This window comes from Methylobacterium sp. ME121, from assembly GCF_000974725.1.
GTDB classification, from domain to species: Bacteria; Pseudomonadota; Alphaproteobacteria; order Rhizobiales; family Beijerinckiaceae; genus Methylobacterium; species Methylobacterium radiotolerans.
The window spans coordinates 156,597-175,649 of sequence record NZ_BBUX01000001.1; the positions used below are offsets into that span (position 1 = coordinate 156,597).

A 19,053-nucleotide genomic window follows, 5' to 3' on the forward strand; every position below is an offset into this window, starting at 1 on the left:
GCGCGCCCCTCTGCGAACATGATGATCCCCGTGGCGGGCGTGAGCCAGGACCGTTGGCTGGGACGAAACCTTTTCGGTTTCGCGGCCTGATCGGGCATCCACTCACGGGAATTGCCGCGCGCAGGAATGCTCTCCGCTTTCGACGGGCAGGGCGCCGCCCACGTCGGACGGGGTCTGCGGAGAGCTGGGAGCGTTTGCGAGGCGGTCGTCGAGCTCCCTGCCTTCTTCCTTCATCGAGATCATGAAATCAGGGACCGCGGGTCGAAACACTGGTCCGGGGCGGGTCCAGCCCCGACGCCGTCGGTCGTCGAGGCCGTTTCAGCTCGCCGCGCTCAGGTCTGCGGCGGTGATCGCATGGCGGCGCGTGACGATCAAGCCACAGGCGATCCGGTCCGGCCTCATCTGGAGGTCGTTCGTGAACAAGAAAAGGGAAGTCCCGCTCACGCGGGCGGAGATTATCGCCATCATCCGTGCCGGGCAGGCGAGCTTTGCGGAGATACCGCATGCTTGCACGGAGGCAGTGCTAGGAGAGAGGGTGGCGAGCCTAACGATGAAGTCCGTCAGGCACCGTCTTCTTGAAGCGAGCTCGGTACAAGAGACGACGCGGCCGCGCGAGCTGCCGCTGTTCGACTGGGTAGACGACCCGCTCGCAGTCTATCGAGGGCGGGCGGAGTGAAGCCCTGAACACCTCGGAGCGAGGGGCATCGGAAGGCCGGCGTCCTTAGCCACGGTTGGCCGCCCGCAAGCTGCCGCGACTATCGAAAACGCGCGAGGCGACCATGGCTGCGTCCGGCCGACGGCGCCCTCAGCCATTGCGGCCGTCGACGGCTCGTAGATCGGGCTCGGGGTGGCACTCCGCGTCCAGGTTCAGGCGCACGGTGCATCGCTCGCTGCCCATCTCGTCGCGGACGAAGGCCACGAAGGTGCGCTTGCCGTCGCTCGGCGGTCCTTCGCGGCCGATGTCGGGCAAGGCGGCGATGGCAGCGTCACGCGCTTCACGCAGGCTATCGTATTCCTGGCCTTCCTCATCCTCCAGCCAAACCGGGCCGTCCTGGAAGTCTAGGAAATAGCGGGGCATCGGACTGCGCGGGCTCTGTGACGCAAGCGGTTTCGTACCTAGAAACCCCTCGCTCGCCCAAAGTTGCATATGTTGGATTTCGCGCACGCGCCGGTCGGGCAAGCCTACGGAATGCGCCGCCCTTGCCCGGATATGAGCACTTGTGACCAGACAGCGGGGCAAGCGTTGCGATAACGCTTGCACGCAAGCCGATCTGGACCGAACTGCCGCTACCCACATGCTACCCGACGTCGACGCACTGCTCAGCGGCAACCTGCTCCTCAGCGCACTGCGCCTGCCCGATCAGGCACTCTTGAAACCGCATCTGGAACTGAAAGCGTACGGACGCGGCGAGGCGCTGTTCGAGGCCGGTGAGGACGTCGGCCACATCGCGTTCCCGCTCGGGCAGTGCGTGGCCGCCCTCGTCATCGGCCTGCAGGACGGACGCGCGGTCGAGACCGCCACGGTCGGCCACGAGGGCGCAATCGGCGGCGTGGTCAGCCAAGGCTCTCTACCGGCGTTCAGCCGTGCCGTCGTGCAGATCCCCGGTTCGGTCCTACGCATCGAGGCGGCGGTGCTGCAGAAGATCAAGCAGGCCTCGCCCGGCCTGCGCAACCTGATCACCCGCTACTCCGACTGCCTGCTCGCCCAGGTGCTGCAATCCGTGGCCTGTAACGCCAGCCACACCATCGAGGCGCGTTGCGCGCGCTGGCTGCTCGGCCTTCAGGACCGGCTCGGCGGCAACGTCCTCCCGATCACCCACGAGGTGCTGGCCGAACTCCTGGGCGTGCAGCGCTCCTATCTGTCGCGCGCGCTGAGGACGCTGCAGCAGCAGGGCCTGATCCAGGTCCGGCGCGGGCGCATCATCATCGTCAGTCGGCAAGCCGTGGAGGCGTCGGCATGCGAGTGCCACGGGGCGGTCAAACGGCACTTCGAGGCCGTGCTGGGCGCCGTCTACAACGCCGGCGGCACGCTGGTATCGCTCCGCCCGCTGCCGGCCTCCGGGAAACCGCTGTGCCAGGCCGTCTGAACACTGAACAAGAGGGATTTCGCTTGAAGGTCCGGTAGCCGTGCCCTGGTCCGACGATCCGCTCAACAACGTCCCGAAGCAAAGCTTCGAAGATGCCGCGCGCCTGGCCGCCGAACTGTGCCGGACGGCGCAGGCGGCAATCTGCCTGCACGATGCCGGAATCCCTCAGGTGCACGCCTCCTACACCGTCGCGGAGGCGAGTCGACGGCTCCCGCCGGTCGCGTGTGCCGAGGTGCCTGTGCCGGAACGGCTGCTCGTCGTGCCCGACCTGCGGCTGGACCGGGCGTATCGCGACGGCCCGCTGGCTCGCGCCGAAGCCGGTGCGCGATTTTACGCGGCCGTTCCGTTGAAGACTGCGCAGGGCGAAGTCCTGGGCACCCTCTGCCTGCTCGACCCAGCGCCGCGGCCGGAAGGCCTGACCGAGGCGCAGGGAGAGTGCCTTTGTGGCTTGGGCCGCCAGGTCGTGACGCTCCTTGAGCTCCGGCGAGCCGGGCAGCGGTACCGCGACCAGAAATTGCTGCAGGAACGCATCCTCGGCAGCGCGACCGACTACGCCATCATCGCGATGGACCGGAACGGCCATGTGACGCGCTGGAACGCCGGAGCCGAACGCGTCCTCGGCTGGCGGGAGGACGAGATCCTGGGCGACCCAGCCCATGTGATCTTCACGCCGGAAGACCGCATGGCAGGGCGGCCCGAGACGGAGATGGCGCTGGCCCTTCGTGACGGCAGCGCCCCCGACGAGCGCTGGCACCTGCGCAAGGGCGGGGAGCGGTTCTGGGCCAACGGCGAGATGATGCCGCTGAGGGACGAGCGCGGCACGACGCAGGGCTTCCTCAAGATCCTGCGCGACCGTACCAAGCAGCGGGCGGACGACGCGACGCTGCACAAGGTTCAGGACCAACTGCACCTGGCGGTCGCGGCCACCGACATCGGCATCTTCGACTACGACCTGGTTACGGGCGACCTAGGCTGGGACGCCCGCGTGTGCGCCCTGTTCGGGCTGCCGCCAGACTCGGAGGTCGGCTACGAGGTGTTCCTGGCCGGCCTGCATCCCGGCGACCGGGACTGGGTCGACCAAGCGGTCAAGGCCACCCTCGATCCCGCAGGTGACGGCACCTACGATATTGCGTACCGCACCATCGGCTTGACCGACGGCGTGGAGCGCTGGATCTCGGCCAAGGGACAGGCCTTCTTCGAGCAGGGACGGCCCGTACGCTTCATCGGCACGGTCCGCGACATCACCGAGAGCCGGCAGGCCGAGCAGACGCTGCGGGAGACCGAGGAGCGCTACCGTCTGGCGGCTCGCGCGACCAACGACGCGATCTGGGACTGGAACCTGCACACCGACCACATCCGCTGGAACGATGCGGTGCGGACGCTGTTCGGCTACGCGCCCGAGGAGGTCGGCCCGAGCGGCAAATGGTGGACTTCGCGCATCCATCCGGACGACCGTGAACGCATCAAGACCAGCATCCACGCGGCCATCGACGGGGCGACCGAGAACTGGACCGAGGAGTATCGCTTCCTGCGGGCCGACGGCTCCCATGCGGACATCCTCGACCGCGGCTACGTCCTGCGTGACGAGGGTGGCAAGGCGGTGCGGATGATCGGCGCCATGCTCGACATCACGGAGCGCAAGAAGGCCGAGGAGCACCAGCGCCTGCTCACCGCCGAGTTGCAGCACCGGGTCAAGAACACGCTGGCGATGGTCCAGGCGATTGCCAGCCAGACCTTGCGCGGCGCCACGGACATCGACGAGGCGCGCGAGGCGTTCTCCGCGCGCCTGATCTCGCTCGGGAGGGCGCACGACATCCTGACCCAGGCGAGCTGGACCGCCGCGCCGATAGTCGACGTGGTTGAGGGCGCCCTCAGCGTCCACCGGCAGGCGGACGCGTCCCGGATCCGGGTGAACGGACCCAACGTGCTGCTGGGTGCCAAGCCGGCCTTGTCCCTGGCGCTGGCGCTGCACGAGCTCGCCACCAACGCCGCCAAGTATGGGGCGCTCTCGACCGCAAATGGCGCGGTCGACCTGCGCTGGCACGTCGTGCACGAGGGCGAGCAGCCGCGGTTCTGCCTGACCTGGACCGAGCAGGGCGGGCCGCCGATCCTGAGCCAACCCACCGGTCGGGGGTTCGGCTCGCGGCTGATCGAGCGCAGCTTCGCGTCCGAGGTCGGCGGCGAGGTAAGGCTGACATACGCGCCGACGGGTCTCGTATGCCGTTTGGAGGCGCCACTCGCCTCGATGCAGGAGCCGCGCGAGGCCGTCGCGGCCTAGTGGCGGCATCCTGCGCCGGCAGGTCGTGCCCACCAGCGCTGAAACCATCCGCCCGCCTCCACGATTGGACTAACATGGATCAGACCACCCCGCCGCCCGCCGTCGCCCTGGTCGCCGAGGATGAGTTCCTCCTTCGCATGGAGGCCGCGGACACGCTGAGCGATGCTGGGTTCACGGTGCTGGAGGTGGCGAGCGCCGACGACGCGCTGCGCTTCCTGGAAGACAAGGATGGCGTCGACTTGCTGTTCACCGACGTGAACATGCCTGGTCGCCTCGATGGCTTTGGCTTGGCCCGCGAGGTTGCCCTACGCTGGCCAGGGATCACCATCATCGTCTGCTCAGGCGCGGCCAAGCCGTTACCCGGCGACCTGCCCGCCAAGGCTCGGTTCATAGACAAGCCGTACTCGCCCGCCCTGGTTCACGAGGTCGTTCGCGAGCTGCGCGCGGGCTGAGCGGTGCGTACGGTTCCCGAAACTTTGCAGCTTCCCCCACGATAAAGCTTGGACCCAGCCATACGGAACAACGTTCCTCTGAGGCTGGCCCCGGTGAGACCACTCCCGCGGCCGGGATATTCGACAACAGGGAGATGGGATTAGATGGCCACCAAGCAGAAAACCTTGCAGGACGCGTTCTACGAGACCCTCAAGGACGTGTACTACGCGGAGAAGCAATCCGTACGCGCGCTGAAGAAGTCTGCCAAGGCCGCCGAGCACGAGGAGCTGCGCCAAGCGTTCGAAACCCACGCTGAGGAGAGTGCCAACCAAGTTGAGCGCCTGCAGCAGGTGTTCGAGATCATCGGCAAGCCGGCCCGTGCTAAAACCTGTGAGGCGATGCAGGGCCTGACCTCCGAGATGGAGGAGGACCTGGAGGACTTCGGCGGCACGCCGGCCGCGGATGCCGTGCTGGCAGGCTGCGCGCAGGCGGTCGAGCACTACGAGATCGCCCGCTACGGCACGCTGAAGACCTGGGCGTACCAACTCGGCTACGAGGATGCCGCCAAGCTGCTCGACGAGACCCTGCAAGAGGAGAAGAAGACCGATCAGCTCCTCTCGCAGATTGCCGAGCGCATCAACGTCGAGGGCTCAGGGGAAGAGGCCGAGGAGGGCCCCGCCAAGGGCAAAAGCGGCCGCAAGACCGCCTGAATCAAACCAAATCGTCTGCCGAACTTGGGTGGGCGCCTCTCGGCGTCCTCTCCCCTGCGGGTGGCGTTGCTCAATGCGGTGCGCACGTAGCACAATCCCCTCCCGAGCAAGGGGCATTCGTCTCCGTCTTGTCCAGAGACATGGCATTGCCATCTGCTACACTTCACTCAAACGCGGATGACGGATGCGGCGCCAGCTCCGACGGCTGATGTACCAGACGATGAACGACATCCTCGAACTTGAGGATTACGCGCGTGACATGGCCGGGGCGGCCTACTGGTGCGAACGGGATGGCCAGCACGTCCTCGCCGACGAGATGCGGTGCGTGGGCCGGGAGTACCGCGTCCGCGGCTTGGAGATGCGCGCTACGCTCGCTCTTCTCGAACACATGTTAGCTCAGCCCGATAATACGGAGGCCTCAGGACCCAGCGCTGACGGCTGAGCGGAATCGATCTGCTGGCGTGGCGCGTTCCTAACCCAAATCCCTTGAGATCGAAGTTGCCGCCCCCGTGATACGGCTTGAGGGTGTTGTCCGTACGATGCCTGTGCCGGTTGATGCTCCTTTACGAATGAAGGTCACCGGTTGAGCCGGTTTGCAGGCTCGATGAGTAGCGCCACGTCCGAGCATCCACCCTAGCCATTCTTCGGCAACCCCGCCTGGCAGTTCAGCGCACGAAACCCTGCCTGGCCAGCCATGCGCGGCATAGGTTCGGCCAATCCGTCGTCGGGGTCCCCTGTCGGCCCATGCCGAAGCCGTGACCGCCGGTCCCGAACCGATGCACCTCAACCGGCACACCTTGAGCCCGGCAGCGCGCTTCGAGCAGGCTCGCGTTCTCGGGGCTTACGGTCGCGTCGTCCCCGGCCTGCACGACGAACATCGGCGGGTCGCCCGTGCGCACTTGGCTATCCACCGACAAAGCATCGCGCGTCTCACGGGTCGCGTGATCGCCCAATTCGGCACGGGCGGTCGCAGTCCGATCCGAGGGCGCGTCCAGGGTCGCGACAGGGTAAGCCAGCACGACGCAATCCGGGCGGGCCGACTGGTCGTCGATGGCGTCGACAGGGGCGTACGAGCGGGTCTCGCCGCGAACCGCGACCATCCCGAGGACGTAGCCCCCCGCCGAGAAGCCGAGCACGCCGACGCGCCTTGGATCGAGGCGGTAGCGGGCCGCCGCGGCGCGCACCGTCCGCATGGCCCGCTGACCGTCTTGCAACGGCGCCGGGGTGGGATCGCGCCATCCCTCCCGCGGGAGGCGGTAGGTCAGCACGAATGCCGTGACGCCCAGATCCGTCAGCCAGCGCGCCGCCGGGTAGGCCTCCGAAGCTTGGCTGATGCCCGACAGGCCACCGCCCACCGCGACCAGCATCGTGGTGCCGTTCGGCCGGGCCGGTACGAACGTTTCCATGAAGGGTTCGGCGACGTTCGTGATCACCCCGTCCCTCTCGTGGAGCGGTCCCGTCGGGCCACCGCCGCCGGGCGGGGTTCCTGGCCAGAGCCGGAGGCGTTCGGGCACGGGCTCGGCGCGGGAGGTACCGGCGATGGTAGTCGCGGCGGCGGCGAGGAGCGTACGGCGGTCAAGCGGCATGACACTTCCTGACAGAAGTCCCTGCCAAGCAAATCCCATGTCGGAGCGGACGCTGGGCGCCGGGCACCTCGCCATCGATCCCACGTCAGATTCGGTCCATTCCGCTCAGCCGGGAATGACGCCTACACCGTCGTTCGGCCGCACGGGCGCGCGCGAGGCCTGCAGCGCGCGGCCGCGACGCTGGGGTCGGTTGGAGGATCCGAACGACTACTTCGTGATCTTCACCGAGACGGGGTCGCTGCCCGGGAAAGTCTCTTCGAGCGCCTCGTCGAGTTTTTCCTCAAGACGGTCCGGATGGTCGCCGGGCGACGCCCCGTCCACGGACCTGTGCATCGCCTCGTCGGAGAGGATGCGGAGCCGCCGTCGCTCACCGGCCTGCCGCACGACCTCGTAGGCGAGGAAGGCGAAACCCGCACCGATGAGGAGCACGGGAAGCGGGTTCGTTCGCACCGTCGCGGCCAGGTGCTCGGTCGTCGGGGTGATGCCGCCCGGGTCGCGGATCCCGATCAGGTCCTCGGCCAGGCTCGACCGATTGAAGCGGGCCGAGAGGTCGGCGAGCGTGGTCTCCAGCCTGCCCCGGGCCGCCTCGACATCGTACTCCAACGCGTCTGCCGACTTGCTCATCCGTTCACGCGCTCCGTGATGACTGCTTCGCCAGCCAGCCTCGCAACGCTTCGCCGGGCGGGTTCGCTCACGGACGGCCCCCGATGTCCGGGACGGGCAGGACGTCGACAGGGACCACCGCGTGCGACCGCGGAACCGGCCGAAGCGCGGAAGCGGAGGAGCGCGAAGCCGGCCAACGCCGCGGCGGCCAGGGCGACACCGGGCCTGCGTCGGACGGCGGCCTCGACCCCGTCGTAGAGCTCGCCGACCGTGCGACGTCCGATATCCCCGGAGAGCTCCTCGACGCCCTCCGCCGCGTTGTCGAAGAACGCCTTCAGGCGCGGCGCATCGGTGAAGGCCGCGCCCGCCTCGTGGATGCCCGCAGCGACGTCCGACACAGCCCTAACCGCGTCCTGCTTCCGGTTCGCGGCGTAGCGCTGGACCTGCTCTCGGATGGCCCCGGCGAGGCCGACGCCCGGCGCCGGGTCGTGCTCCAAGGCAGCGGCCGCAGGGTCCCCAGAGTGGTCCGGCATGAGTGAGGCTCCTCCACGCGAGCGGACGGCAGGCCCGTCGGAAACGGCAAGCCGCCGAGTGGGTTCCGCAATCCGCCGCCCGAGCCGCGGTGGTCCGAACGGGCCCCTGCCGCGTTGAGCCGCCGATGGCGCATCGCGCCGATGGAGGAAGCCATGGACGAGAAGCGTGTGACCGGCGAGGTCAGGAAAGTGGCGGGCCGGGTCGAGGGCGCCGTAGGCGACTTGACCGGCGACAGGCAGACCAAGGCGGAGGGGCAGGCGACCGAGCTGCGCGGCACCGTCGAGAACCTGGTCGGGCAGGCGAAGGACGTGGCCAGCGACCTCGCGGGCCAGGCGAGCCAAGCCGCCGGGCAGGCGGGCGACATCGCGCGCGAGGCCCTGCGGGCCGGCCGCGAGAGGCTGCCGGACAGTGACGAGGTCTATCGGCGCGGCAGCGAAGCCTACCGACGCGGCAACGAGGCCGTCCGGGGCCACGTGGGCGAGACACCGCTGGTCGCGCTTCTGGCAGCGCTCGGCGTGGGATACCTGCTCAGCCTGCTCATCCACGGGCGGGACTGAGACTTAGGGGCGGCCATCGCTCGCCAGGCTCATGCTTCGGGCGTGCCGCCGACGGAGCCCGGAGTGCCCGACGCTTCGGGCACCCGTAGCCGCGCGAACCGCCGAGCCGGGCTGAAGCATGCGGATATGGCGTAACGGCTGCCGTGCATCGCCGATGGGTGGCTCTTCCACCCATCGGCGCGTCAGTGCAAAGAGCGCACGGCCGCCGATTGTCGCGACCGGTCGGCAAGTGACCCGAAGCCGGCGCCCCTCGCGACCGTGACCCGGGTCCCGCACGCGGCCATCAGATCGCGAAGGATGGCCACGCTCTCCTCGACCTCGGCCAGGGTCCCAAGCCCACGCGTTGGAAGACCTTGCCGGAGGCGAGCACCGCGATGACCGCGAATAGTCCGTCGGGCATGTAGACGATGCGGCACTCGACCGGCTTGACCATGATCCCGTGCGTCCGACGGCTCAGGCCATGAGGCGGCGGGTGTTGGCGGCGACCAACTCCCGGTAGCGCGCGACAACCTGATCGTGGGATCCACCCGTCATCAAGGTATTGGCGGCCTCCATCGCGGCGACGACCTTCTCGCCGACCATGGATACTATCTCGGCCTGCGCGTCAGCGCCGCCCCAGGCGATGCGCACCAGCCGCAACTCGATGACTCTCTGCGCCTCCACGGCAAGCAGGAACGCGGCACAGAAGGGGTTCAGCATGGGGTCTCCGAAGGGGGCGACGCAACCGACAACGCGAGGGGAGTCGCCGCGTTGCCGGCGGACGCCTACGTAGACGGCGCCGCCCCTGGCGCCCGGGGGCGCTCCCGGCCACATCAACGGGGCATTAAGGATGATCTCTCGAACCGTTCAGGGACAACCTCCGACGAAAACGCCGCGTAAGGCATCCGACAGCCATAAAACAGGCAACGACAACGCTTGGGGGACGCCCCGATGGCCTTTCCGCTCCGTCATGCGCGACGGCTGCGTTCCGCCCGCACCTGGATCGCGACGGGCGTGCTCGCCCCCATCGGGATGCTCACGGTTTCGGGGCTGATGCTGCTCGACCTGCGGCGGGACGCCTGGGACAAGGCCGAGCAAACGTCGAGGAACCTGCTTCAGGTCATCGAGCGCGACATCGCCAGGAACGTCGAGATCGTCGACCTGACGCTGCACGCCGTCGTAGACAACCTGAAGGCACCCGGCGTGGCCGAGGCCACGCCCGAGATGCGCCAGCTCATCCTGTTCGACAGGGCCGCGACGGCCCGCGATCTAGGCGCCATGTTCGTGCTCGACGCGGACGGCGACAGCGTCGTAGAGGCTGCCCAGGTCCCCGCCCGCAAGGTGAACTACAAGGACCGGGACTACTTCCAGGCGCACCGGGCGAGCGCCGGCCTCGGGCTCTACATCAGCCGGCCGCTCGTCTCCCGGCTGACCGGGGACCGCATGATCGTGCTCAGCCGCCGCATCGACAAGGCGGACGGCTCCTTCGGCGGCATCGTTCTGGCCACCCTGAGGCTCAGCTACTTCAGCCGCCTGTTCGACCAGATCGGCCTCGGGCCGGAGGGTGCGATCAACCTCTATCTGCGCGACGGCAGCCGCGTGATGCGCCACCCCTACGCCGAGGCCGACATCGGCGCGAGCATCGCCGGGACGCCGAACTTCGAGCGGTTTGTCCGCGAGCGCAGCGGCACCTTCGTGGGCACCTCGGCGCGCGACGGCGTCGAGCGGCACTACGCCTTCTCCCAGGTCGGCGACCTGCCGCTCGTGCTCAACGTCGCCCTCGCGACTGCCGACATCGAGGCCGGCTGGCGCGCCAAGGCCGCCGTCCTCGGCGCGACGGTCCTGGTCCTGTGCGGCGTGACCGTATTCCTGTCGCTCCTGTACGGGCGAGACCTGCGCCGGCGGGACGCGCTGCAGGCGGAACTCGCCCGGCTCTCCCTGACCGACGTCCTCACCGGGCTGCCGAACCGGCGCCGCTTCGAGCAGGTGTTCGAGCGCGCCTGGAGGGAGGCCGGGCGAACGGGCAAGCCGCTGTCGCTGCTCGTCGTCGATGCCGACCACTTCAAGCGCTGCAACGACCGCTACGGCCATGCGGTCGGGGACGAGGTGCTCAAGGGGCTCGCCCGCTGCCTCTCGAAGAGCGTGCACAGGCCTGAGGACCTTGTGGCGCGGGTCGGCGGCGAGGAGTTCGTCATCCTCCTGCCCGAGACGGACGGGGCCGGGGCGCTGCGCGTCGCGGACAAGGTGCATGAAGGCGTCGCGACCCTCTCAGTTGCTTCGGCCGGTATCGGCGCCGGGGCCGTCACGGTGAGCATCGGCTTGGCGAGCGGCTTCGGCGACGACGTTGACGGCGGCGGTCTCTACCGCGATGCCGACGCGGCGCTCTACGCCGCCAAGGAAAGCGGCCGCAACCGAACCTGCCGCGCCGGAGGTGCCCGTCGAACCGCGGCGCCGGTCGAAGCGCTTCGTCTGGTCGGCTCCTGACCCGAGATCGGCGGAAGAGGCTTTCCGAGGGCGGCGACCCGGGACGCCTTCGCGACAGAAGCGGGAGGAGAGGCTGAGATTCGCGATCCGGGCAGGCTTGCCCTGGCCGCGCGGCGAGGATCCCGGATCGAACCTTCGGCGTTCCGGATGCCGAGCTCGGCCGAAAGCCGGCGCAGGGTTCCGGTTATGTCGGCCTCACGCGTCTTCACGACCTTCGCAGGCAAGGTGGCCAAGTGGGCCGGGCACCCGCTCGCCTTCGCGCTCGGGGCGGCCTCAATCGTCGTGTGGGCGGCGAGCGGGCCGTACTTCCACTTCTCCGACACCTGGGAGCTCGTCATCAACACGGGCACCACCATCGTGACCTTTCTGATGGTGTTCCTGATCCAGAACTCGCAGAACCGGGACGGGGCGGCCATCCAGGCCAAGCTCGACGAGCTCATCCGGTCGAGCGCGGCCCAGAACCGCTACATCGGCATCGAGAACCTCACCGAGGAGGAACTCGACGAGCTTCGGCGGCGCTGCGAGACGCGCGCCCGGGCCGAGCGCCTGGACGACGCCCGGGAGGCCGCCGACGCCGCCGAGGCCCGCGCCCATGAGAAGGCTGCTCGTGCCGCGGCCGAGGCGGGAGGCGGCTAGACCCTAGGCCCGGGCAGAGGGATGGCAACGGCGACCCTCAAACCGTCCGGGTCGAAGGCGATATCGACCTTGGCGCCGACCTGGAGGTTCAACACGCGTTTGAGGAGCCGCGAGCCGAAGCCCTCGCGGGTCGGCAACGCGACGGGTGGCCCGTCATGCTCGTTCCAGGTCCAGTGGAGCAACCGGCCGTCGGGACCGTCCTCGACCGACCATCTCACCTCCAGGCGCCCATCCGGGTCGCCGAGCGCACCGTGGCGGATGGCGTTCGTGGCCATCTCGTGCAGAGCCATGCCGACCGGGACCGCCAGCTCCGACGCGAGCACGACCGGTGGCCCGCTCAGGAAGACGCGCGTCCGTCCGGGCTCGTCGTAGGCGCGGAGCTCCGTCGACAGGAGCCCCTCGAACGAGATCCGCCTGGGCGCGGTCGTCCGTGATCAGCGCGTGCGTCTGGGCGAGCGAGGCGATGCGTCCCGTGAACGCTTGCCGGAATTCGGCCAGACCGAGCGACGAGCGCAGGCTGGCATTGAGCACGGCCTGCACGGTGGCGAGCGTATTCTTTACCCGATGGTGGAGCTCGCGCACCAATAGGTTCTGGCGGTCCTCGGCCGCGCGCCGCTCGGTTATGTCTCGCGGCGCCGAGACCCAGCGCGTGATGCGGCCGTCCGTGTCTCGCATAGGCGTGATCAGCCACTCGACCATGTAGGTCGTGCCGTCCTTGCGGTAGTTGAGCGCCTCGCCCTGGGCGCACTCGCCGGCTTCGAGAGAGGCGCGCAGCCGGTTCAGCACGGCCCGCTCCGTGCGGGGCCCTTGGAGGAGGCGCGGCGGACGGCCCAGAACCTCATGCGCCTCGTAGCCGGTCATGCGGGTGAAGGCGGGGTTGGCGTGTTCGATGTGAGGGCCCGGCTCGTCGAGTTCGGCCGAGGTGATGAGGATGGCCTCGCCAGCCACCTCGACCCCGGCCTTGAACACTTCCATCTCGGGCAACGCCACCATCGCATCCTCACGCACCTCCAAGGCCGCGCCCCGAGTTGGCGCCGGTGCCGCGAGGCTGCACATTAACTTGTGGGGTTCCGCCGGTTGCCGACCGGGCGTTCGGCGACAGACGCTCATCCCGCGCCCCGTCGCCGCAACCCCTGCGCCCAGGGCCGCGTGACGCCGGCAACCTCGATCCGGAACGCCCTGCTCCCATCCCGTTGTCGAGCGCTCGCCGCGGGCAAGGGCCCAGGACTACGGAGGAACCCATGAGCATCTTCGGATCGATCATATCAAAGATCTTCGGCGGCGCGAGCGCCCAGGCGGCGACCCCGCACGCCTCAGAGGCGCCGAGCGTGTCGGCAGCGGCGCAGGGCTCGGACGGGCCGACCGGCTCGGCCAGCAGCGCCGCTGCGCCTTCGATGAGCGGCGCCCCGTCCCCGGTCGCGGCCGGTCCTTCAGGCGCCGGTCAGGCAAGCGTCGACGTGGGCCGGGTCCTCGCCGACCTCGCCTCCGAGAAGGGCCAGACCCTCGACTACAAGCGCTCCATCGTCGACCTCCTGAAGCTGCTCGACCTCGACAGCATCCTGCAGGCGCGCAAGCAGCTCGCCGACGAGTTGCACTACACAGGCGACAAGGAGGACTCGGCCACGATGAACGTCTGGCTGCACAAGCAGGTGGTGCAGAAACTCGCCGAGAACGGCGGCAAGGTGCCGGACGACCTCAGGCACGCATGACCGGCTCGGAAGCCGACATAGGGAACCGTGGGGTGGCCGGGGACTTCCCGGTCACCGACCGACGAAGTCGAGCATGACCGAGAAGAAGGGCCACAGCGGCGCGACGGCCAAGAAGGCGAACGCGAAGGCAGTCACGAGGGCAAATCCAACCCGCGGACCTCGTCGTCGGCCCAGGCCGAGCTCGGCAAGACAGGCGACAAGAGCAAGTAGGAGTCCCGCGCGGCGTCGAGGCGCTGCCGGCTCGCCACCACGAGGACGCCAACGGAGCGCGCACGTCGCCGCCTTAGGTCGTCGTCCGCGGCGTCTCACCGCGATTTCCGAGCGATTGCCGCATGGGCCTCGCGATTTTGCACCGCCAATTCCCGATGCCACGCGGGCACCGAGCCGGCCGGCGTGGCCCGAGTCGTAAGAAGCACGGGACCCTTACCGTCCGGGAGCGTTGTACCGGGTCGGTCGCGACCGGCGCATTCCCGGAGCGTTGCGTATGGAACAAGGTGTGGCGACGGCGGTGCTGTGCATCGTCGCCGGCGGGGTCACTGCGCAGGTCCTTGCCGCCCGGTTCCGCGTCCCGGCCATCGTCCTCCTGCTGGGACTGGGATTCCTCGTCGGCCCCGTGCTTGGGCTGCTTCATCCCTCCGAGGCTTTCGGTGCAAACCTTCGCCCCTTGATCGGCCTCGCCGTGGCCGTCGTCGTGTTCGAAGGCGGCCTCGCCCTCGACTTCCGCGAGCTCAGGGCCGCCGGCGCGGGCGTGCTCCGGCTCACGGCTATCGCTTTGCCCATCAACTTCGTGTTGGGCACGCTCGCCGCCCACCTCATCGGCGGCATGCTCTGGGGACCGGCGGCCGTGTTCGGCGCGATTCTGGTGGTGACCGGTCCGACCGTCATCCTGCCGCTGCTGCGCCATGCTCGCCTGGAGCGGCGCTCGGCCGCGTTCCTGAAGTGGGAGGCCATCGTCAACGATCCGGTCGGAGCCATTCTGACCGCCATCGTCATCGAGATCCTGGTCGGCTCGGGTCACCGGTCGGGCGAACAAGCCGCGACCGACCTAGCGCTGCACCTTGCCGAGGGAGCGGCGGCAGCAGCCATCCTGGGTGTCGGCTTTGCATTTCTGGTCGCCTGGGCCTTCAGACGGGATCTCGTCTCCGAGACCCTGAAGACGCCCGTGCTCCTGGCGCTCGCCCTCGTCGCCCATGCCGTGCCGAACCTCCTGATGCACGAGGCCGGGCTGATCGGCGCGACCGTGTTCGGCATCGCGCTGGCCAACCTCCACGTCCCCGGCATCGGGGAGCTGCGGCGGTTCAAGGAAGCCCTCGTCGTCCTCCTGGTCTCCTGCCTGTTCGTCGTCCTCACGGCCGACCTGAACCTCGCGGTCCTCGGCAAGTTGTCCTTGCCGATCCTGGCGTTGACGGCCGCGACGCTGTTCGTGGTGCGACCGGCGTCGATCTGGCTGGCGACCTGGCGCAGCGACCTGACGTGGCGCGAGCGCCTGTTCGTCGGCTGGATCGGCCCGCGCGGCATCGTGGCGGCGGCGGTCGCCGGACTGGCCGGCCCGAGGCTGAGCGAGGCGGGCTACGCCGGCGGCGACCTGATCCAGCCGACGGTGTTCGCCGTCATCGTCGCGACGGTGTTCGCCCACGGCTTCTCGCTTGCGCCGCTCGCGCGTCGGCTTGGGCTCTCGGTCGCGGCCGACGCGGAGCGCCTAGCCATCGTGGGCGCCTCGCCCTGGTCGAGCGACCTCGCCGTGACGCTCCACCAGGCCGGCGTTCCGGTGCTTCTTGTCGACACCTATCCCGGAGCCCTGCGCGCGGCCCGGTCCGCGGGCGTGCCGACGCTGCAGGCCGAGCTCCTCTCGCGCCACGCGGAGGAGGGCTTGGCCGATCAGCCGCCGGATTACCTGCTCGCGGCGACCCGGGACGAGCTCTACAACGCCCTGGTCTGCACCCGGCTCGGCCCCGAGCTCGGGCGGGAGCGGGTGTACCAGCTGGCGCCCTCGGCCGACCACCTCCTGCACGCCGAGACCGGCGTGAGCCGGGACCTGCGCGGCAAGGTGCTCTCGGACGGGGGTCTGGACTTCGAAACCCTAGCCGAACGGCATGGCGCCGGCTGGCGCTTCTCGGTCGCGCCCGCCGGCGCAGGGGATGTTCTGGCCAACCCGTGTCTACTGGTCATCCGGTCCGGCGGCCGCCTCGACTTCCTGTCGCCTGAGCACGAGCTCGGCGAACCGGAGCAGGGTGACAGGCTGGTCCTGCTGTCGGCGCCCTGCAGGGACACCCGGCCGGCGTCCGATGCTCGGTCCCGCGCCGATGCACTCACCGGCTAGCCGGTCCAACGCGCCCGACGTCCGCAATTCACCCGCAATCGTGCCGCATCGCCCGGGCCTGCCCACTTGGCCGCCGCGACCGAATCCCTGAAGCCACGTGCATCGGCGACGTCACCGCGGCCGTCGGTGGGCACGGCACGGACACGGTGAGCATGAGCCAATATCTCGTCAGGCGCGCCAACGTCCTCGTCCTCGTCGTCCCACTCGTCTTCCTCAGCGTGATCGGGGTTTTCAGTTGGGAGCGGCTCAACGCCTCGCGCGACGCCCGCGAATGGTCGCAGCACAGCTACGCCGTGCTCTCCACGATGAAGGACCTCGCCATCGCGCTGCGCGACGCGGAGCGCGGACAGCGCGGCTATCTCCTCACCGGCCGCGACGAGTACCTGGGCCCCTACCACGCCGCCCGCGACCGTCTCGGCCTGCTCCAAGGCGAGCTCCAGAAGCTGACCGCCGACAACCCCGCCCAGCAGGGGCGCCTGCGCGCCCTCTCGCCGGCTGTCCAGCACAAGCTGGAGGAACTCGCGCAGACCGTGCAGGCCCGCCGCGACGGCGGCCTTGAGGCCGCCTTGCGCATCGTCAACACCGACGAGGGTCGGGGCCACATGCGCGCGGCGGAAACCGTGCTCGCCGCCATGCTCACCGACGAGCAGCGATTGCTCGATGTGCGCCTCGCCCAGAATGACGCCCGCGCCGCTTGGGTCCGCTGGTTGGTCGTCGCCGGCTCGGCGCTCGCCGTCCTGACCCTGCTCTGGGCCGCCCGCCTCCTCAATCAGGCCTGGTCCCGCTCCTACGAGACCGAGGCCGAGCAGCGGGCGCTGGCGCTGCGCCTGCGCACCACCCTCGACAGCCTGAGCCAGGGCGTCGCGGTGTTCGGGCCCGACCGCACGCTCGCGAGCTGGAACGAGTGCTTCGTGGTCCTGCTTGACCTGCCCAAGGCCATGCTGCGCCCGGGCACGACCTACTCCGCCTTCGTCGAGCACACGAGCGAGCCCGACCGACCCTCCCTTGAGACCGAGGACCAGATCCGGCACGGGAGACGAAACCCGCGCGAGGCGGTCACCTACGAGCGGGAGCGCGCCGACGGGCACCACCTGGAGATCCGCCGCACGCCGATGCCGGATGGCGGCTTCGTGCTCACCATCTCGGACATGACCAAGCGCGCCCAGGCCGAGGGCGTGCTCCGGGAAGCCCAGAAGATGCAGGCCATCGGGCAGCTGACCGGGGGCATCGCGCACGACTTCAACAACCTGCTCCAGGTCATCCTCGGGAACCTGGAGTTCGTCCGCGCCAAGCTGACGGACGACGCCAGGCTGCAACAGCGGATCGAGCGCGCGGCGTGGGCGGCGCAACGCGGCGCGACCCTGACCGGGCAACTTCTCGCCTTCGCGCGCAAGCAGCCGCTGGCGCCGGCCGCCATCGACCTCGCCGCGACCATGCCGGACCTGATCCCGCTGCTCCGACGGACGCTCGGCGAGCACATCGAGGTGCGCTACGTCGAGACCGCGGGCCTGTGGCCCGCGATGGCCGACCCGGCGCAGCTGGAAGCCGCGGTCCTGAACCTGGCGCTGAACGCGCGCGACGCCATGCCGGGCGGCGGCAGGCTCACCATCGAGCTCGGCAACAAGGTGCTGGACGAGGAGTATGCGCGCGACCACGCCGAAGTCGTTCCCGGCGACTACGCCCTGGTGGCTGTCTCCGACACCGGCCACGGCATGACGCCGGAGGTCGTCGCGCGCGTCTTCGAGCCGTTCTTCACGACCAAGCCCGACGGCAAGGGCACCGGGCTCGGCCTCGCCATGGTGTTCGGCTTCGTCAAGCAATCCGGCGGGCACGTGAAGGTCTACTCGGAGCCCGGCGAGGGCACGACGGTGAAGATCTACCTGCCGCGCGCTGTCGGGGCGGTCGCCGCGGCCCCGCGCATCGGCGCGCCCGTCGAACTGCCGCGTGGCACGGGCACGGTCCTGGTCGTCGAGGACGAGGCGGCGGTGCGCGAGATCGCCTGCGCGATCCTCACCGACCTCGGCTACCGCGTGCTGGAGGCGGCCGACGGCGAGGAGGCCCTGCTGGTGTTCGGGGCGAACACGGCCTCCGTCGACCTGCTGCTCACCGACGTGGTGCTGCCGGGAAAGGTGCGGGGACGCGAACTCTCCGAACGGGTCCGCATGGTGCGCCCCGAGGTGAAGGTGCTCTTCATGTCCGGCTACACCGAGAACTCCATCGTGCACCACGGCCGCCTCGACGACGGCGTCCAGCTCATCGGAAAGCCGTTCAAGCGCGAGCAACTCGCTCGAAAGGTCGCGGAGGTCCTCGGAGCCCCAATCACCGCTCCGGAAGGCTCCGGCAAGGTGGTGGAGCTCAGGCCGAAGCGGGATACCTGAAGCGGACCGGCGCACCTGCAAGCGCGGGACGCGTCACCGGTCCGCAGGCTATGATGGCCCGATGGTCGCCGAGAAAACCGAGCTCGCAATGGTCAGGCGACACGTCCGGGAGGGCGGCATGAACGTCGCCCGGCAGAAGGCGCTGGTCGACCGCCTGAGGGCGAAGAACCTTCCCGTCGCGGAGGCCGAGGCCCTGCTCGCCACCTTCGAGGACCTCCAGCGCCAGCACGAGGCCCATTTGGCGAGGGCAGAGGCCGAACGCGGAACGTAGGGCGCTCGCCGGGCAGGCGGGGGACACGTCCGTCACGGCAACGCCCGGACGGCGTCGAGGAGCTGGGACTGCCTGTAGGGCTTGGGCAGGAAGCGCTGTCGTCGGGCAGGTCCTCGTCCCGAAGTGCGAACCGTCCCGAGGTCACGAGGAGCCGGATGTGCGGCCAGCGCTCGGCTACGCGCCCGGCGAGCGCCAGCACGTCCAGCGTGCCCGGCATGTCGATGTCGGTAAACAGCAGGTCGACTTGCGGCTCGCGCTCAAGCATCCCCCAAGCCTCGTCGGCCGTGTGCGCCTCCATGACGTCGAAGCCGGCCTCCTCCAGCATGTCGACCGCGACCATGCGGATGATCGGTTCATCTTCCACGACGAGTACGGCAGGGCGTGCGGTGGTCGTTCGGTGTCACATCCGGAAATGGCCAGGGTGAGATGGGGCGCTCCGTGACGGGCGGGTCGGGCGGTGTGTTTCAGCTTGGCGGCAGATTGCGTAAC

At 69.3% G+C, this 19,053-nt stretch carries 20 protein-coding genes and 1 pseudogene; 13 read left to right on the forward strand and 8 right to left on the reverse strand.

What is annotated here, in order from left to right; translation table 11 throughout:
* Positions 1 to 364: 364 nt before the first annotated feature.
* On the forward strand, positions 365 to 676 hold the full coding sequence (locus ME121_RS33000) for a hypothetical protein (protein WP_143739254.1): 312 nt from the start codon (positions 365 to 367) through the stop codon (positions 674 to 676).
* Between the two features lie 129 nt (positions 677 to 805).
* On the opposite strand, the gene ME121_RS00765 is transcribed toward ME121_RS33000, so the two are convergent.
* Positions 806 to 1,078 (reverse strand): DUF6894 family protein, encoded by a 273-nt coding sequence (locus ME121_RS00765; protein ID WP_059407951.1) that lies wholly within the window; start codon positions 1,076 to 1,078, stop codon positions 806 to 808.
* 217 nt (positions 1,079 to 1,295) lie between these two features.
* Here ME121_RS00765 and ME121_RS00770 point away from each other — a divergent pair, with 217 nt between their 5' ends.
* From ME121_RS00770 to ME121_RS00790, 5 genes are all read left to right on the forward strand, one after another.
* A complete protein-coding gene (locus tag ME121_RS00770; protein ID WP_059407953.1) occupies positions 1,296 to 2,087 on the forward strand; it encodes a Crp/Fnr family transcriptional regulator in 792 nt (263 codons plus the stop codon).
* A 40-nt stretch (positions 2,088 to 2,127) separates the two neighbouring features.
* Complete coding sequence (locus tag ME121_RS00775) at positions 2,128 to 4,365, forward strand: PAS domain S-box protein (RefSeq protein WP_059407955.1); 2,238 nt, start codon at positions 2,128 to 2,130, stop codon at positions 4,363 to 4,365.
* A gap of 74 nt (positions 4,366 to 4,439) precedes the next feature.
* On the forward strand, positions 4,440 to 4,817 hold the full coding sequence (locus ME121_RS00780; RefSeq protein WP_059407958.1) for a response regulator: 378 nt from the start codon (positions 4,440 to 4,442) through the stop codon (positions 4,815 to 4,817).
* 144 nt (positions 4,818 to 4,961) lie between these two features.
* Positions 4,962 to 5,507 (forward strand): YciE/YciF ferroxidase family protein, encoded by a 546-nt coding sequence (locus ME121_RS00785; protein WP_059407960.1) that lies wholly within the window; start codon positions 4,962 to 4,964, stop codon positions 5,505 to 5,507.
* Positions 5,508 to 5,727: 220 nt separating this feature from the next.
* Complete coding sequence (locus ME121_RS00790) at positions 5,728 to 5,949, forward strand: hypothetical protein (protein ID WP_491892812.1); 222 nt, start codon at positions 5,728 to 5,730, stop codon at positions 5,947 to 5,949.
* A 223-nt stretch (positions 5,950 to 6,172) separates the two neighbouring features.
* Here ME121_RS00790 and ME121_RS00795 read toward each other — a convergent pair whose 3' ends face one another.
* From ME121_RS00795 to ME121_RS00805, 3 genes are all read right to left on the reverse strand, one after another.
* Positions 6,173 to 6,940: an alpha/beta hydrolase gene (locus ME121_RS00795; protein WP_245337787.1), complete on the reverse strand. Its 768-nt coding sequence runs from the start codon at positions 6,938 to 6,940 to the stop codon at positions 6,173 to 6,175.
* Positions 6,941 to 7,300: 360 nt separating this feature from the next.
* Positions 7,301 to 7,717, reverse strand: a complete 417-nt coding sequence (locus ME121_RS00800; protein WP_059407964.1) for a hypothetical protein — start codon at positions 7,715 to 7,717, stop codon at positions 7,301 to 7,303.
* The gene (locus ME121_RS00805; RefSeq protein WP_491892813.1) at positions 7,714 to 8,193 is read right to left on the reverse strand and encodes a hypothetical protein; all 480 of its coding nucleotides are present in this window, start codon (positions 8,191 to 8,193) and stop codon (positions 7,714 to 7,716) included. Before ME121_RS00805 ends, ME121_RS00800 begins: the two co-directional genes overlap by 4 nt.
* A gap of 189 nt (positions 8,194 to 8,382) precedes the next feature.
* Between ME121_RS00805 and ME121_RS00810 the strand changes: the two genes are divergently transcribed.
* Positions 8,383 to 8,787 (forward strand): CsbD family protein, encoded by a 405-nt coding sequence (locus tag ME121_RS00810; RefSeq protein ID WP_059408278.1) that lies wholly within the window; start codon positions 8,383 to 8,385, stop codon positions 8,785 to 8,787.
* Positions 8,788 to 9,070: 283 nt separating this feature from the next.
* Here the strand turns inward: ME121_RS00810 and ME121_RS33005 are convergent, their stop codons facing one another.
* Together ME121_RS33005 and ME121_RS00815 are read right to left on the reverse strand one after the other, a co-directional pair.
* Positions 9,071 to 9,220 carry a hypothetical protein gene (locus ME121_RS33005; RefSeq protein ID WP_179239955.1) on the reverse strand — a complete coding sequence of 50 codons (150 nt, stop codon included), beginning with the start codon at positions 9,218 to 9,220 and terminating at the stop codon, positions 9,071 to 9,073.
* A 20-nt stretch (positions 9,221 to 9,240) separates the two neighbouring features.
* Positions 9,241 to 9,486: a hypothetical protein gene (locus tag ME121_RS00815; RefSeq protein ID WP_059407968.1), complete on the reverse strand. Its 246-nt coding sequence runs from the start codon at positions 9,484 to 9,486 to the stop codon at positions 9,241 to 9,243.
* 231 nt (positions 9,487 to 9,717) lie between these two features.
* Here ME121_RS00815 and ME121_RS00820 point away from each other — a divergent pair, with 231 nt between their 5' ends.
* Together ME121_RS00820 and ME121_RS00825 are read left to right on the forward strand one after the other, a co-directional pair.
* Positions 9,718 to 11,250, forward strand: a complete 1,533-nt coding sequence (locus ME121_RS00820) for a sensor domain-containing diguanylate cyclase (RefSeq protein WP_059407971.1) — start codon at positions 9,718 to 9,720, stop codon at positions 11,248 to 11,250.
* Positions 11,251 to 11,436: 186 nt separating this feature from the next.
* Positions 11,437 to 11,886 carry a low affinity iron permease family protein gene (locus ME121_RS00825; protein ID WP_059407973.1) on the forward strand — a complete coding sequence of 150 codons (450 nt, stop codon included), beginning with the start codon at positions 11,437 to 11,439 and terminating at the stop codon, positions 11,884 to 11,886.
* Positions 11,887 to 12,039: 153 nt separating this feature from the next.
* Here the strand turns inward: ME121_RS00825 and ME121_RS00830 are convergent, their stop codons facing one another.
* The gene (locus ME121_RS00830; RefSeq protein ID WP_408902549.1) at positions 12,040 to 12,879 is read right to left on the reverse strand and encodes a PAS domain-containing protein; all 840 of its coding nucleotides are present in this window, start codon (positions 12,877 to 12,879) and stop codon (positions 12,040 to 12,042) included.
* 248 nt (positions 12,880 to 13,127) lie between these two features.
* Between ME121_RS00830 and ME121_RS00835 the strand changes: the two genes are divergently transcribed.
* The 4 genes from ME121_RS00835 to ME121_RS00850 all read left to right on the forward strand — a co-directional run bounded on the left by ME121_RS00835 (position 13,128) and on the right by ME121_RS00850 (position 18,564).
* Positions 13,128 to 13,595 carry a DUF3597 domain-containing protein gene (locus ME121_RS00835; RefSeq protein WP_059407975.1) on the forward strand — a complete coding sequence of 156 codons (468 nt, stop codon included), beginning with the start codon at positions 13,128 to 13,130 and terminating at the stop codon, positions 13,593 to 13,595.
* Between the two features lie 484 nt (positions 13,596 to 14,079).
* Positions 14,080 to 15,915 carry a cation:proton antiporter gene (locus tag ME121_RS00840; protein WP_059407977.1) on the forward strand — a complete coding sequence of 612 codons (1,836 nt, stop codon included), beginning with the start codon at positions 14,080 to 14,082 and terminating at the stop codon, positions 15,913 to 15,915.
* A gap of 152 nt (positions 15,916 to 16,067) precedes the next feature.
* On the forward strand, positions 16,068 to 18,293 hold the full coding sequence (locus ME121_RS00845) for a CHASE3 domain-containing protein (protein ID WP_059407979.1): 2,226 nt from the start codon (positions 16,068 to 16,070) through the stop codon (positions 18,291 to 18,293).
* A gap of 61 nt (positions 18,294 to 18,354) precedes the next feature.
* Positions 18,355 to 18,564 (forward strand): hypothetical protein, encoded by a 210-nt coding sequence (locus ME121_RS00850; protein WP_059407981.1) that lies wholly within the window; start codon positions 18,355 to 18,357, stop codon positions 18,562 to 18,564.
* A 32-nt stretch (positions 18,565 to 18,596) separates the two neighbouring features.
* Here ME121_RS00850 and ME121_RS33010 read toward each other — a convergent pair.
* Positions 18,597 to 18,904: pseudogene (locus tag ME121_RS33010) on the reverse strand (response regulator).
* Between the last annotated feature and the right edge of the window lie 149 nt (positions 18,905 to 19,053).

Excerpts from the sequence above, each read along its gene's own strand:
- ME121_RS00765 (WP_059407951.1), bottom strand. The coding sequence starts at position 1,078 with ATGCCCCGCTATTTCCTAGACTTCCAGGACGGCCCGGTTTGGCTGGAG.
- ME121_RS00770 (WP_059407953.1), top strand. The coding sequence starts at position 1,296 with ATGCTACCCGACGTCGACGCACTGCTCAGCGGCAACCTGCTCCTCAGC.
- ME121_RS00780 (WP_059407958.1), top strand. The coding sequence starts at position 4,440 with ATGGATCAGACCACCCCGCCGCCCGCCGTCGCCCTGGTCGCCGAGGAT.
- ME121_RS00785 (WP_059407960.1), top strand. The coding sequence starts at position 4,962 with ATGGCCACCAAGCAGAAAACCTTGCAGGACGCGTTCTACGAGACCCTC.
- ME121_RS00790 (WP_491892812.1), top strand. The coding sequence starts at position 5,728 with ATGAACGACATCCTCGAACTTGAGGATTACGCGCGTGACATGGCCGGG.
- ME121_RS00800 (WP_059407964.1), bottom strand. The coding sequence starts at position 7,717 with ATGAGCAAGTCGGCAGACGCGTTGGAGTACGATGTCGAGGCGGCCCGG.
- ME121_RS00810 (WP_059408278.1), top strand. The coding sequence starts at position 8,383 with ATGGACGAGAAGCGTGTGACCGGCGAGGTCAGGAAAGTGGCGGGCCGG.
- ME121_RS33005 (WP_179239955.1), bottom strand. The coding sequence starts at position 9,220 with ATGGTCAAGCCGGTCGAGTGCCGCATCGTCTACATGCCCGACGGACTA.
- ME121_RS00815 (WP_059407968.1), bottom strand. The coding sequence starts at position 9,486 with ATGCTGAACCCCTTCTGTGCCGCGTTCCTGCTTGCCGTGGAGGCGCAG.
- ME121_RS00820 (WP_059407971.1), top strand. The coding sequence starts at position 9,718 with ATGGCCTTTCCGCTCCGTCATGCGCGACGGCTGCGTTCCGCCCGCACC.
- ME121_RS00825 (WP_059407973.1), top strand. The coding sequence starts at position 11,437 with ATGTCGGCCTCACGCGTCTTCACGACCTTCGCAGGCAAGGTGGCCAAG.
- ME121_RS00830 (WP_408902549.1), bottom strand. The coding sequence starts at position 12,879 with ATGGTGGCGTTGCCCGAGATGGAAGTGTTCAAGGCCGGGGTCGAGGTG.
- ME121_RS00835 (WP_059407975.1), top strand. The coding sequence starts at position 13,128 with ATGAGCATCTTCGGATCGATCATATCAAAGATCTTCGGCGGCGCGAGC.
- ME121_RS00840 (WP_059407977.1), top strand. The coding sequence starts at position 14,080 with ATGGAACAAGGTGTGGCGACGGCGGTGCTGTGCATCGTCGCCGGCGGG.
- ME121_RS00845 (WP_059407979.1), top strand. The coding sequence starts at position 16,068 with ATGAGCCAATATCTCGTCAGGCGCGCCAACGTCCTCGTCCTCGTCGTC.
- ME121_RS00850 (WP_059407981.1), top strand. The coding sequence starts at position 18,355 with ATGGTCGCCGAGAAAACCGAGCTCGCAATGGTCAGGCGACACGTCCGG.